The sequence below is a fragment of the Nitrosospira sp. Nsp1 genome (assembly GCF_900100985.1).
Classification (GTDB): domain Bacteria; phylum Pseudomonadota; class Gammaproteobacteria; order Burkholderiales; family Nitrosomonadaceae; genus Nitrosospira.
This window is the reverse complement of sequence record NZ_FMUF01000002.1, coordinates 148,600-161,691: the sequence shown is the minus strand read 5'-3', so window position 1 is coordinate 161,691 and position 13,092 is coordinate 148,600. Positions and strand designations below refer to the sequence as shown.

The window sequence follows — 13,092 nt, the reverse complement described above, 5'->3', positions numbered from 1 at the left end:
GTTGGGGTTACCGATGTGATCGGTCTGCGTCGCAATTAAGCCCGTGCGTATGCGCGCTCGGCAGCCTCGATAGTGTTATACAGCAACATCGCGATAGTCACCGGGCCCACGCCGCCCGGCACAGGCGTGATGTAACCTGCCTTTTCCTTGACCGACTCGAACTCCACGTCACCCGCCAGTTTACCGTCCGGCATGCGGTTGATGCCAACATCTATCACCGCTGCGCCGTCCTTCACCATGCCGGCGGTAATCATATGCGGTTTTCCGGTCGCCACTACCAGGATATCGGCCCGACGCGTATGTTCGGCCAGATCGCGCGTCTTTGAGGTACAGATGGTAACCGTCGCGCCTCTTTGCAAGAGCATCAGCGCCATGGGCTTGCCGACGATGTTGCTGCGGCCCACCACCACCGCGTGCTGCCCTTCAATTGGAACGCTGTATTTTTCCAGTATCTTGATCACCCCATGAGGTGTGCAGGGTGGATAAATCGCATTACCGGTAACCAGCGATCCTACATTGTAAAGATGGAATCCATCCACGTCTTTTTCCACCGCAACGGATGCAATTACTTTATCGCTTTCGAAGCGTCGCGGTAACGGCAGCTGCACGAGGATACCGTGAATTCCGGGATTCCGGTTCAGTTCCTGAATACGCTCCATTACCTCGTCCTGGCTCGCATTCTCGGAAAACTCATGTATTTCTGAATAAATCCCCGTGTCGCTACACGCTTTAGCCTTGTTCCGCACGTAGATGCGTGAAGCTGGATCATCACCGGCAATAACCACCGCCAGCCCGGGTTGCATACCTTTTTCCGTCAAGCGCGCGGCGCGAATCTTCCAGTCCGCTCGAAGTTCGCGGGCAAGCGCACTCCCATCCATAATTTTGGCATTCATCGTTTTTTGGATCGCCTTAAGCGGATAATGGGTAGTTAATTATCCTAAATCCGGTAGTTGGACGGGGAGAAGTATACGGTTTTTGGGGTGCAGGGCAAGGCGCAACGACGCGGAATGCGACCGCGAAGGGCGGAGCAGTGCCTTCCGCAGGAAGGTGCGACCCCGAAGCGGGATGCGGGCGCCTCCTTGCGGGTGGAACGCGATCGCGGCATCCCCTGCGCTGCCCGATCCCCGCTTCGCGGGGCCCTTCGGGGCGCCGTTCCATTCCAAAAAGTTGCAACGCAGCCATGTGCCCGCAAAAACTGTGCAATTCACCTCGTAGCGACCTAACCCGGAAGGTGAGCGTCAAATAATATGAAATATTGTTATTGATCATGACACTGATCTATTAAATGAGCGGTCAACTACCGGATTTAGGATTATACGCCAAGGAGCCGGGGAACAAGCTCGTGCGAGCGCCAGGCCGATCCGTAGTGAAAATGAAAGTGGATCACCCGATAGGCGAATGACGGCGAAGCTATATTCAGGCATCCTATTAGGCGACTACGTGTAAACCGGCACCATCAATGGTGCCAATGTTCTCCACGATCAAGATTGACGCACGCCCGGCGAGTCTGCTTTTCTGATCTTCATTCGATAAATCAGCAGCCCCACCAGAAAAGTTGGAAGGACAACCAGCGCAGCAGCCACGAGTCCAGCCGCCAGCACGTCAATTCCCTCGGTTTTTGGAAGAAAAATAGTGACAACCCAAACCGTCAGGAAAGCAGCCACCGCGCCGCCGATAACCATGATCTTTTTACCACGCTCATACAGTCGCCACAATGAGCCGGAAACGCGCGTTTCATTTCGGTATTCATCAAAAACCGCCACGATGCTGTCATCGTTGGGCATAGCCTGGTAGCCCATGCTTACGGCAAGCGAGTCGCCGCCGCCTTCCACTCTTGACATTTTGCTCAGAAATGCCACTCGTTTTTGAGCATCCTTTTTTTTCATGCCGTCGCTGATGAGCATCGACTCGAGTGCCGCAAAGGCATGGTCGCGAGCATTGGCTGGTAAACCGAGATTCTCACCCTGGCGCCACATGACACCTACCAGATAGAGCTGAATCGTCAGTTGCCTGAACTGTGGCGCGAAATCATATCCTTTGTCTTTAATTTTCGGAAGCTGAGACTCCAGCACCTCGCGCGCGCACAGCACGCAGACTTCAGTTACAGTCGTTTCAGAGTCAGTTTTCGTGTCATTCATTGTCGTAATAACGGGACATGCCCAACCTTAACTTTGAATTTGTAGAGGAACGCATTATATACTGGCAAAAGCTCGTTGAAGAAGGATGAATCATTCCGCGCCTGGACAGCTGTCCGATCCGGTTCCGGATAAATCCGGCGTGCTGCCATGCTTCCAGGAAAAGGAATTCACCAAAGAATTCAGACTGATCTACAATTAGATAAGGCGATCCATACCGAGTTCCCCAATATGCGGTAGCGACCTTTTTCCTGAACAGTAAGAAGAGTTTTTTGAAATATCGTAATCCGGTCAATTCTGAATGTGCGCTTGCGCGCGTATATTAATGGGGAAGATTATGAAACATCATAAATACCTTATCGTCGGCGGTGGAATGGCCGCTGATTCCGCTGTTCACGGTATTCGCAAGATCGATCAAGACGGGGCCATTGCCATGATTTGCGGGGAGCGGCATCTGCCTTATGATCGTCCACCCCTGACAAAGTCTCTCTGGAAAGGCTCGGCTTACGAATCCATCTGGCGGAATGCACACGGCCTGAACGTTGCCATGCATCTGGCAAAAAAAGTGGTGGCCGTCGATCCATCAAAAAAAACCGCAACGGATGATGTCGGGAACGTCTATACGTATGAAAAGCTTTTGCTCGCCACTGGCGGCACGGCGCGGCGTTTCCCGGCTTTTGGCGAGAGCATGATCTACTACAGAACCGCGGATGACTATCTTAAGCTGCGGGAGTTGAGTCAGCATGGTTCGGATTTCGTTGTTATCGGAGGCGGCTTCATCGGTTCCGAAATTGCCGCTGCGCTTGCGATGAACAACAAGCGGGTGACGATGATTTTCCCGGAAAGCGGTATTGGCGCGCGTGTTTATGCACCGCCTCTCGCTGAATTCCTGAATTCATACTACCGCGAAAAAGGCGTCACCGTGCTTGCATCAGAAACGGTTAAATCGGTGAGGACTGAAGGCGCCAAAACAATTGTAACCACGGCAAACGGCACGGATATCTCCGCCGATGGCGTCGTTGCGGGACTGGGGATATCACCCAACACCAACTTGGCCACGCAGGCCGGACTGGCGGTGGATAACGGCATTGTCGTGGACGATCAGTTGCGCACGAGCAATCCGGACATTTACGCGGCGGGGGACGTGGCGAACTTCCATAGCGCGCTATTGGATAAGCGTATGCGCGTGGAGCATGAGGATAATGCCAATGTGATGGGTGAAATGGCAGGTCGGAATATGGCCGGGCAATCGGATACCTACCGTCATCAGCCTTTCTTTTATTCCGACCTGTTTGACCTGGGTTATGAAGCAGTGGGAGAACTGGATTCCCGCATGGATATCGTCGAAGACTGGGAAGAGCCTTTCCGTAAAGGCGTCATTTATTATTTACGCGATGGACTCGTGCGCGGCGTGCTGCTTTGGAACACATGGGGACAGGTCGATGCCGCTACGCAGCTAATTGCCAAAAAAACGGTACACTCCAGCGAAACCCTGATGGGCCGCATCACCGGCTAGGCAGACAGTCAGTCACGATTTTCTTGCTATCCCTTCTTGCGGATATAAAAGACGAGCTGGAATGCAAGACCTTGGTTCGGTCGTGCCAGGAAATCTTGCTATTGATCCACGCGAGCAGTGCATATACGGACGGTATCCAAGGCGGCTACAGCATGCCGTTTATTGTTGATTTGGGTTGGAATCCAGATCGATCCCCGAGAATGGCGAAATTCATCTATATTCTCACCGGGTAAATCAGAGAAATAACTGGCACGCGTCATCTTGAAAACCCCTACCCCTACCCTTACCCTTACCCTTACCTTCATCCGGCCGGACGACTGTCACCTTCATTTGCGTGACGGCGAGCAAATGCGCGCAGTTCTGCCGGATACGGCACGGCGCTTCGCCCGCGCCATTATCATGCCCAACCTCAAACCGCCGGTAATCACAGTAGAAATGGCGCTGGCATACCGCGGACATATCCTTGCCGCGCTGCCGCCGGGTATGCGCTTCGAACCTCTGATGACACTCTACCTTACCGACAACACTGCGCCTTCCGAAATTTTCGAAGGCAGGAGAAACGGTACAATACATGGCGTGAAATATTATCCGGCCGGCGCCACGACAAACTCCGCTGCTGGCGTTACTGACATCGCCAGGTGTTACGGGACGCTGGCGGCAATGGAAGAGACGGGTATGCCGCTGCTCGTGCATGGAGAGGTGACTGATCCGGCGGTAGATATATTCGACAGGGAAAAGTCCTTTCTCGACAGGGTATTAATGCCTCTTACGCAACGGTTCCCGCAACTGCGGATCGTGTTCGAGCACATCACTACCGAGGATGCGGTCGCGTTCGTTACCGGCGCACCGGCGCATATTGCAGCCACGATTACCGCCCATCATATGCTGCTTAACCGCAACGCCATGTTCCAGGGCGGCATCCGGCCTCACCACTACTGTCTCCCGGTGCTGAAACGTGAAACCCATCGCCAGAAACTGGTCGAAGCCGCCACCAGCGGAAACCCGAAGTTTTTTCTGGGCACCGATAGCGCGCCTCATCCCCGGTCTGCCAAGGAAAGCACCTGCGGCTGCGCAGGCGTCTACACCGCTCATGCGGCGATTGAACTCTATGCGGAAGCCTTCGAACAAGCGGGGGCGTTGGACAAGCTGGAAGCCTTCGCCAGCTTCCATGGTGCGGATTTCTATAAACTGCCGCGCAACAAGGACAGTATTATGCTGAAGAAAGAAAGCTGGAGCGTGCCGTCGCAACTGGGTTTTGGAAACGAAGCATTGATCCCCCTGCGTGCGGGGGAAAGCCTGGCATGGAAATTAATCGGTTAAAGTGCAAGGTGCGGATTACGCCCGAGTTGTATCATCCGCGTTTTCCACATATCGTCTTCGGAAGCGTGGCAATTCTTGAAACCTCCTTAACTTTGAAACTCCCTTGTTTTTGAAACTTCCTTGAGCATGGCGCCCGGCGCTCTCACCCTTCTGAAGGATATCTTCGGCTATCCCGCTTTTCGTGGTCGGCAGGCCGAGGTGATCGCGCATGTTGCCGGAGGCGGGGATTGCCTCGTATTGATGCCGACCGGGGGCGGAAAATCGTTGTGCTATCAGATTCCGGCGTTATTGCGCGACGGTGTCGCGGTAGTGGTTTCGCCGCTGATTGCGCTTATGCAGAATCAGGTAGCAGCGCTGCATGAAGCCGGAGTGCGCGCGGCGTTTCTCAATTCCTCCCTGCCACAGACGGAAGCGGCCATGGTCGAGCGAGGCATGCTCGCCGGCACATACGATCTGGTCTATGTGGCGCCGGAGAGGCTGTTGACGCCGCGCTTTCTCGATCTTCTGGCGCGCACGCCGCTTTCCCTGTTCGCCATCGATGAGGCGCACTGCGTGTCTCAATGGGGCCATGATTTCCGCCCCGAATACATCCAGCTTTCAATCCTGCATGAGCGATTTCCCAACATACCACGCATTGCCCTGACAGCCACCGCGGATAGCGTGACGCGTGAGGAAATCATCCGGCGTCTTGGCCTCGATGGCGCCGAAATTTTTATTTCAAGTTTTGACCGCCCCAACATTCGCTATCAGATCGTCGACAAAATAAACGGCAAGGCCCAGTTAATCGCTTTTATCCGCGCTGAGCATGATGGCGACGCCGGTATCGTCTATTGCCTGTCGCGCAGGAAAGTCGAGGAAACAGCGGCCTGGCTGGTCGAAAAGGGTATACGTGCCCTTCCGTACCATGCCGGCATGAGTGCGCCGGATCGCAGCCGCAACCAGGAAGAATTTCTGCGCGAAGAGGGCATTGTCATGGTCGCCACCATCGCATTCGGGATGGGCATAGACAAGCCGGATGTGCGCTTCGTGGCTCACCTCGATCTGCCCAAGAGCGTGGAAGCCTATTATCAGGAAACCGGCCGTGCCGGGCGCGACGGTCAAGCCGCCAGCGCATGGATGGCTTACGGCTTGGGCGATGTGGTACAGCAGCGGCGGATGATAGAGGATTCCCCAGCGGAAGCACAATTCAAACGCAGCGCGTCGGCCAAGCTCGATGCGCTGCTGGCACTGTGCGAAGCCACCACTTGCCGTCGTGCGCGCCTGCTCGAGTATTTTGGCGAAGCGCCAGCCAGTGCCGCTTGCGGCAATTGCGATGTCTGCCTCGATCCGCCACAGGTGTGGGACGGGACGGTGGCCGCACAGAAGGCGCTGTCATGTGCATTTCGCACCGGCCAGCGCTTTGGTGCCGGGCATCTGATTGACGTGCTGCGCGGCAACGATACCGCGCGCGTGAGACAATGGGCTCACGATAAGGTCAGCACCTTCGGTATCGGCAAGGAATTGGATGAAAAAGCATGGCGAGCCGTATTCCGCCAACTGGCAGCGCTCGGCTTGCTCGCCGCAGACAGTGAAGGTCATGGTTCGCTGCGTCTTGCCGCAGCCAGCCGCGCAGTGCTGACTGGAAATCAAACGGTGCGTCTGCGCCTGCAACCAGAGCGAAAGAAGGCTACGGCCAAGACCAAGGCGGCGCGCGAAGATAAAATCGCCACGCTTGGCCTCGCGGCGCGTGCACTATGGACGCGCCTGCGTGCATGGCGCACCGAAGCTGCAAAGACACACGGCGTTCCCGCTTATGTGGTGTTTCACGATGCAACACTGGCGGAATTGGTACGCCTGCACCCAAAGACGGAAAATGAACTGCGCGAAGTACCCGGTATCGGCGCAAAAAAACTGGAGAGTTATGGCGATGATCTGCTTATGATTCTTCGAAGCTGAAAAAAACGATAAAAGCATCGCACCGGCACTACCTGTGCGACAAAAAAGCAAGGCAAGTTTGTGCAACCCTGATCGCGCTGGCTGAGGCTGGCACTATATCGTTGACAGTATTTTGACAAGGCCATCCTTGTCGCGCGTCGGCTTCAGCCAGAATCGCGTCACCATTCAAAAAGGGAAATAAAAATGCGCATCCTGCTTATCGCGTTGTTGTGCGCATGCCTTGGCGCCTGCGCATTCCAGCCCTTGACCAGGGGCAACCCCTTCGCCGCCCTCGATGAAAAAATTGCTACTGACACCGTCAACCAGCTTGCGCGACTCTATCCGCCGGCAAAGACGCAATTCAGCCTGGTCGTCTCCGACCCCGAGAGTTTTGGGGCGCTGCTGGCGGACCGGTTGCGCGCCAAAGGGTATGTGCTGTCTGAAAAAACCGAAGAAAGATCCCGGATCATGCCGCCGGATACCTTTGGCGCGGCATTTTCGCCAAAACCGGCTGACGACAACATGCCCAAAGAATCACTCGCGGCCAAACCAGGTATCGAGTTGCGCTACGTACTCAACCATTCGGGTAAAGATTTTTCCCGTATCACAATGATAATCGGCCGCGCTGTGCTGGCGCGCGCCTACCTGATCGAAAACGGCGCCATCACGCCGGTCGGGGCCTGGACGTTCAAAGAGTAGCGCTGGGATCTTGATAGGGTTGTGAAGCAGGAATGCAAGATCATCCGTTTAATGGCTTATTTTTCCCTGTCATACTTGCAATCACGTCAATTAAGGCGCGCAATTCGAAGGGCTTGGAGAGATGCTTCTGAAAACCGGCGTTGATCGCTCTTATTTTATCTTCCGCGCGATTGAATGCGGTAAGCGCAACGGCAGGGGTTTGCCCGCCGGTATGCGCAGGCAGATTCCTTACTTCACGAATGAATTGGTAGCCATCCACCCGGGGCATGCCGATGTCACTGACGATGACATCCGGCCTGTGTATTTGTACCTGTTCCAATCCGTCGGCAGCGTTGCCAGCCGCAATCACACAGGCGTGGTTGAGAGTCAGCATGAGCCTGGTCAACTCCAGCGCATCCGGCTCGTCATCCACGATCAGTATTTTCACTCCGAAAAGTGTAGGACCTTTGCTATCCATTCATAACCTTTTTTGTGAAGCGATGCAGACGATTCCATTCCTGCCGACACGTGCCAAGTATATGCACACCATGGGCTATTAAACCCGTTTGTATATTTGCATTTAATTCCGGATGGCACCGTGCGTTTAGCCACATAGCGAGCACTCTTCATGAACAATCGACCAGAACAGAAGCATTTTCCAAAACATTGCGCATCATGATAGTTGATGACAACAAGGACGCCGCTCCTATGCTTTCAATGTTATTGGACACCGCAGGGCATGAGGCGTTGACCGAGCATAACCCCACACATTTCTATTGAACCCGGATAATCCATTAGGACGCGAGATGATGGCGAGGCAGGTTGCGAGACAGTTTTGCCGGTTGAGAGAAGTCCATAGCTTGGTCTATGGACGCCGCGCAGGTAGCAAAAATGGCGGCGAAAATGGCTGCAAACCGACCGCCAGCACCCGCGTAGGCTCGCAGAGCCGCCTGATGGATTATCTGGGTTGAATATTGACTCGACAGAATCAGTGAGGGCTTCTTTGACATCGCAACATAAGAAAAGTGGTCTCACTGCATTGACCGTGGCGGCAGTAGGGATCGTTTATGGCGATATAGGCACTAGCCCCCTCTACACCATGAAAGAGGTATTCTCGGAAAAACATGGTCTTGTTCTCAATACCCCCAATTTATTGGGTGTCGTCTCGCTGATTGTCTGGGGCCTCATCCTCATCGTATCCCTCAAGTACGTCACCCTCATCCTGCGCGCGGATAATCGGGAAGAGGGCGGCATCATGGCGCTGATGGCACTGGCGCTATCTTCAGTGGGCAAGGCGTCGCGCTGGTATTTCCCGGTAACGGTGATAGGCTTGTTTGGCGCAGCGCTGTTCTATGGTGACAGCGTCATTACCCCGGCGATCTCGGTACTCTCCGCCATCGAGGGTCTGGAAGTCGCCACGCCCGTGTTGAAACCCTATGTCGTACCGCTCACTGTCGCCATCCTGGTAGGGCTGTATGCGCTGCAATCCAGAGGTACTGCCGGTATAGGCAGTTGGTTCGGTCCGATCATGCTCGTCTGGTTTTTTACGCTGGCTGCCATGGGTATCGTCAATATCGTTCAAGCGCCGGAAGTTCTGGTTGCGCTCAATCCGTGGCACGCAATCATTTTTTTGAATGACAATCGCTTGATCGCCTTTATTGCCCTTGGTGCGGTGGTTCTGGCTTTTACCGGCGCTGAGGCCTTGTATGCTGATATGGGCCACTTCGGCGCCAAGCCTATACGCCTGGCATGGTTTTCCATCGTGTTTCCGGCACTGGCACTCAATTATCTGGGGCAGGGTGGATTATTGCTGTCCAATCCAGGTGCCGTGAGCAACCCTTTTTTTCACCAACTGGGTGCTTGGAGTACCTATCCCCTGGTTATCTTATCGACGGTCGCAACCGTCATTGCTTCACAAGCAACGATTTCAGGCACCTTCTCGATGACCAGGCAAGCCATAGCACTTGGCTTCCTGCCCCGGATGAAGATCGTGCACACCTCGGCCATGCAGATCGGCCAAATCTACATCCCGATTGTTAACTGGCTGCAACTGACTGCCGTATTAATTGCCGTGACAGGATTCGGTTCATCTTCCAATTTGGCCGCAGCATATGGAATCGCCGTCACCGCAACCATGCTCGTAACGACGATATTGACCTTCTTTGTCCTGCGCTACCGCTGGAAATATAACCTTGCTTTAACCATGCTTGGCACGGGTTTCTTTCTGGTGATCGATCTTGCATTCTTCTCCGCCAACACGCTCAAAATATTGCATGGCGGATGGTTCCCGCTACTGTTGGGACTTTTCCTGTTCACCATCATGCTGACCTGGAAGCAGGGACGCCGACTGGTTTTTGAGAACCTGAACAAACATGCCATCCCCCTCAAGGATTTTTTGCGGTCACTCTTCAAAACGCCGCCAATGCGCGTGCCTGGCACCGCGATCTTCCTGCATGGTGATATCGATGGCGTCCCCCACGCGCTGCTGCATAATTTGGCGCATAACAAGGTATTGCATGAGCGCGTCGTGTTTCTGACGGTACGTATGGTTGAAGTTCCCTGGATGCCTGTATCCGAACGGGTACAAATAGAAGAACTTGGCAATCAGTGTTACCAGATCATCATTCAATACGGCTTTAAAGATGAGCCGCACGTTCCACAAGCATTGGAACTATGCAAGCAATATGGCCTGGAGTTCGAGATGCTGGCCACGTCGTTCTTCATCGCACGCCAAACCATTCTCTCGAGTCCAGGGACGGGAATGGCCCGATGGCGGGAGCATCTCTTTATCGGTATGTCGCGTATTGCTCGCGGCGCAGCGGATTACTATCAAATCCCACCTAACCGTGTAATTGAGCTGGGGACGCAAGTCGAGATTTGAGCGTAGGTAGAGGCATTACCTTTATTTGAGAACATACGCTTCGCGCCGCACCTCATGATATGCCACGCATGACTTGGGGATAGAAGCGTTAGCTGCCATTGGACTGATAAACTTGAGAACCGATACAGGCCAACGCTCTACCACCAACAAGTAGGCCCAGGATAAGGATTTTATGCAAATGAGGCTACGGCCATCATAATCACCGCAAGCGCCATCACAGCTGTCGCAAGCCAACCGAGTATCCGAAGCCGGGACGTGACGATAAACTTCCCCATTATTTCCGGTTTCGCGGCCATCGACATCATTATTGCCATGATGGGCACCGCAATAACGCCATTGATGACAGCACTCCAGAACAGTGCTTTGATTGGGTCGATGGAAGTAAAATTGAGCATCACGCCTGAAAGCGTTGCGGCGATCAGGGTCATATAAAAACCCGTGGCCTCCAGGAGCTTGCGGCCCAAGCCGATACGCCATCTGAAGGATTCCGCCACAGCATAGGCGGCCGAGCCTGCGAGAACCGGCACGGCAAGCAATCCGGTACCTACTATGCCTGCCGAAAATAACAAAAACGCATATTCACCTGCTATGGGACGCAGCGCTTCCGCCGCCTGTGCAGACGTCTGGATATCCTTGACACCATGTTGATGCAAGGTGACCGCTGCCGTCAGCATAATGAAAAACGCGATCAGGTTGGAAAATCCCATCCCGACGTAAGTATCCATCTTGATACGCTGAAGATGATCGCGCGCCTGCTCCGGTGCGTCTTTAAGGGGCTTCTCACCTTTTGACGCCCGTTGTTCCTCAACTTCCTGCGAAGCTTGCCAGAAAAACAGATAGGGACTGATGGTGGTGCCGAACACAGCAACAACCGCCACCACATAATCAGTTTCGAAAGAGACGGAAGGGGTGATTATGCTGCGAAAGACGTCACCCCATGGAACCTCGACGGCGAAAACCGTGGCGACATAAGCAAAAAGCGACAGCGTCAATAATTTCAATATCGGCGCATATCGTGGAAACGGTATGAAAACCTGAAGCACAAGGGACACCACGGCGAATGCCACCCCATACAGATGCGCCGGCCCACCGATCAGGAGCTTGAGCGCTGCAGCCATTGCGCCGATATCGGCAGCAATGTTGATTGTGTTTGCGATCACAAGCAAGCAGACGAGGCCGTGCAGAACCCATGGAGAATAATGCTCGCGAATATTGGCCGCAAGCCCATTACCGGTAACCCGTCCAATGCGGGCGCTGACAATCTGGATGCCCACCATAAGGGGAAAAGTCAAGAATGTCGTCCACAGCATCGAATAGCCGAATCCGGCTCCTACCTGCGAGTAGGTGGCAATTCCGCTCGGATCGTCATCCGCTGCGCCGGTGATAAGCCCGGGGCCCAGTTTTTTCCAGACCGGGCCGTTATGTAAAACGGAAGTCTCTTCCTCCTTCATACAGGTTCTCTCGAAGTCGTCGGCCTCTATCGCTCCCGTATGCCCTGACAACGAATGGCTGCGCCATTGCGCCAAGCTTGAACCTCGAAGAATGGATCTTTATTTGAAAAAGATAAAACTCGCCTTTTCGGGACGTTCCCGCCTGAACCGCCTGATCAGGCGTGGATCACCAGTGTCTCTTTGCACGGTTCCAGCGATACAGCAGGCGGGCAAACAAATTGTACGCCAATTGCGTAAGTTGCCTGAACACCGGTAAACGCAGTAATGCGGCCAACCAGCGCTGACCCGGCGTCTGTGACCACAGACGAGCGAACGCATCGGCGCCTACGCTGAGCTTGCCATCCGCACTCCTGACGTGGAGCCGCTCCCGCACCTGCTCCAACGGCGCGCCTGTCTCCTCCGCCGCTTCCGGATGAGCATGTACATCGATCCACTGGATGTCCTTGATACCGCACGCTTCCATACGCTTGCGCTGATCCTTGATTCCCGCATTACAAACGGGGCATGCGCTGTTGTAATAGACCTTGCTGGACATTTTCCTCGACCCCATCTATTTCAACCTAAATCCGGTAGTTGACCGCTCATTTAATAGATCAGTGTCATGATTAATAACAATATTTCATATTATTTGACGCTCACCTTCCGGGTGAGGGCGCTACGGGATGAATTGCACAGTTTTTGCGGCACATGGCTGCGTTGCAACTCCTTGGAATGGAACGACCATTCCGCGTCGTTGCGCCTTGCCCTGCACCCCAAAAACCGTACACTTCTCCCCGTCCAACTACCGGATTTAGGTTCAAACGAAACAGGAACAGAGCCACCTTGAACGCACGCGTCCCGGCTCACTCACAGCGATAGACAACACCCAGGACCGTGGTGTTTGATGTGCCTTTGCTGCCCCATGCATTGGTATTACTGGAGTCTTGCACCCAAACGTAGTTTCCGCCCATTTTAGATGCCTTGTTGCGCAGGTCGTTTCGGGCACCGATAAGTAGATTTTCGTTTGATGTATAGTCGCCGGTAAACCAATTGCCCTGAGAGCCGACGACGTCGCCAAGCGCTTTGCAATTGCCGGTTGGTTTTTCAGTCAGAAGCTCAACGGACCTTCCTGCCGGCGTCGGCGAAATCGCTGAACAGCCGACAAGAATAAGAACCGATACCACGACACCTGTTTTCATGATCATTTTTTCTCCCCTA

General features: G+C 54.1%; 11 protein-coding genes. 5 read left to right on the top strand and 6 right to left on the bottom strand.

Features of this window, described 5'->3' with window-relative positions; translation table 11 throughout:
* Positions 1 to 35: 35 nt before the first annotated feature.
* Positions 36 to 893, bottom strand: a complete 858-nt coding sequence (gene folD / locus BLP78_RS01865; protein ID WP_090455877.1) for a bifunctional methylenetetrahydrofolate dehydrogenase/methenyltetrahydrofolate cyclohydrolase FolD — start codon at positions 891 to 893, stop codon at positions 36 to 38.
* Between the two features lie 588 nt (positions 894 to 1,481).
* Positions 1,482 to 2,138, bottom strand: a complete 657-nt coding sequence (locus BLP78_RS01855; RefSeq protein WP_090455873.1) for a hypothetical protein — start codon at positions 2,136 to 2,138, stop codon at positions 1,482 to 1,484.
* A gap of 334 nt (positions 2,139 to 2,472) precedes the next feature.
* Between BLP78_RS01855 and BLP78_RS01850 the strand changes: the two genes are divergently transcribed.
* The 4 genes from BLP78_RS01850 to BLP78_RS01830 all read left to right on the top strand — a co-directional run bounded on the left by BLP78_RS01850 (position 2,473) and on the right by BLP78_RS01830 (position 7,584).
* On the top strand, positions 2,473 to 3,651 hold the full coding sequence (locus tag BLP78_RS01850) for an NAD(P)/FAD-dependent oxidoreductase (RefSeq protein WP_090455870.1): 1,179 nt from the start codon (positions 2,473 to 2,475) through the stop codon (positions 3,649 to 3,651).
* 261 nt (positions 3,652 to 3,912) lie between these two features.
* The gene (gene pyrC / locus BLP78_RS01840; protein ID WP_090455866.1) at positions 3,913 to 4,971 is read left to right on the top strand and encodes a dihydroorotase; all 1,059 of its coding nucleotides are present in this window, start codon (positions 3,913 to 3,915) and stop codon (positions 4,969 to 4,971) included.
* 126 nt (positions 4,972 to 5,097) lie between these two features.
* Entirely contained in the window at positions 5,098 to 6,906 is a 1,809-nt protein-coding gene (gene recQ / locus BLP78_RS01835; RefSeq protein ID WP_090455864.1) for a DNA helicase RecQ, read from the top strand.
* Between the two features lie 183 nt (positions 6,907 to 7,089).
* On the top strand, positions 7,090 to 7,584 hold the full coding sequence (locus tag BLP78_RS01830) for a hypothetical protein (protein WP_090455862.1): 495 nt from the start codon (positions 7,090 to 7,092) through the stop codon (positions 7,582 to 7,584).
* 40 nt (positions 7,585 to 7,624) lie between these two features.
* Here BLP78_RS01830 and BLP78_RS01825 read toward each other — a convergent pair whose 3' ends face one another.
* Complete coding sequence (locus BLP78_RS01825; RefSeq protein ID WP_090455860.1) at positions 7,625 to 8,041, bottom strand: response regulator; 417 nt, start codon at positions 8,039 to 8,041, stop codon at positions 7,625 to 7,627.
* A gap of 525 nt (positions 8,042 to 8,566) precedes the next feature.
* Here BLP78_RS01825 and BLP78_RS01820 point away from each other — a divergent pair.
* A complete protein-coding gene (locus BLP78_RS01820) occupies positions 8,567 to 10,444 on the top strand; it encodes a potassium transporter Kup (RefSeq protein WP_090456017.1) in 1,878 nt (625 codons plus the stop codon).
* Positions 10,445 to 10,614: 170 nt separating this feature from the next.
* Here BLP78_RS01820 and BLP78_RS01815 read toward each other — a convergent pair whose 3' ends face one another.
* The 3 genes from BLP78_RS01815 to BLP78_RS01805 all read right to left on the bottom strand — a co-directional run bounded on the left by BLP78_RS01815 (position 10,615) and on the right by BLP78_RS01805 (position 13,079).
* Positions 10,615 to 11,895: an NRAMP family divalent metal transporter gene (locus BLP78_RS01815; protein WP_090455858.1), complete on the bottom strand. Its 1,281-nt coding sequence runs from the start codon at positions 11,893 to 11,895 to the stop codon at positions 10,615 to 10,617.
* Between the two features lie 166 nt (positions 11,896 to 12,061).
* Positions 12,062 to 12,430 (bottom strand): thiol-disulfide oxidoreductase DCC family protein, encoded by a 369-nt coding sequence (locus tag BLP78_RS01810; protein WP_090455856.1) that lies wholly within the window; start codon positions 12,428 to 12,430, stop codon positions 12,062 to 12,064.
* 307 nt (positions 12,431 to 12,737) lie between these two features.
* Entirely contained in the window at positions 12,738 to 13,079 is a 342-nt protein-coding gene (locus BLP78_RS01805) for a DUF4156 domain-containing protein (RefSeq protein WP_090455854.1), read from the bottom strand.
* Positions 13,080 to 13,092 lie beyond the last annotated feature (13 nt).

Bases quoted from the DNA above. Each gene is read 5' to 3' on its own strand.
- folD (WP_090455877.1), bottom strand. From the start codon at position 893: ATGAATGCCAAAATTATGGATGGGAGTGCGCTTGCCCGCGAACTTCGA.
- BLP78_RS01855 (WP_090455873.1), bottom strand. From the start codon at position 2,138: ATGAATGACACGAAAACTGACTCTGAAACGACTGTAACTGAAGTCTGC.
- BLP78_RS01850 (WP_090455870.1), top strand. From the start codon at position 2,473: ATGAAACATCATAAATACCTTATCGTCGGCGGTGGAATGGCCGCTGAT.
- recQ (WP_090455864.1), top strand. From the start codon at position 5,098: ATGGCGCCCGGCGCTCTCACCCTTCTGAAGGATATCTTCGGCTATCCC.
- BLP78_RS01830 (WP_090455862.1), top strand. From the start codon at position 7,090: ATGCGCATCCTGCTTATCGCGTTGTTGTGCGCATGCCTTGGCGCCTGC.
- BLP78_RS01825 (WP_090455860.1), bottom strand. From the start codon at position 8,041: ATGGATAGCAAAGGTCCTACACTTTTCGGAGTGAAAATACTGATCGTG.
- BLP78_RS01815 (WP_090455858.1), bottom strand. From the start codon at position 11,895: ATGAAGGAGGAAGAGACTTCCGTTTTACATAACGGCCCGGTCTGGAAA.
- BLP78_RS01810 (WP_090455856.1), bottom strand. From the start codon at position 12,430: ATGTCCAGCAAGGTCTATTACAACAGCGCATGCCCCGTTTGTAATGCG.
- BLP78_RS01805 (WP_090455854.1), bottom strand. From the start codon at position 13,079: ATGATCATGAAAACAGGTGTCGTGGTATCGGTTCTTATTCTTGTCGGC.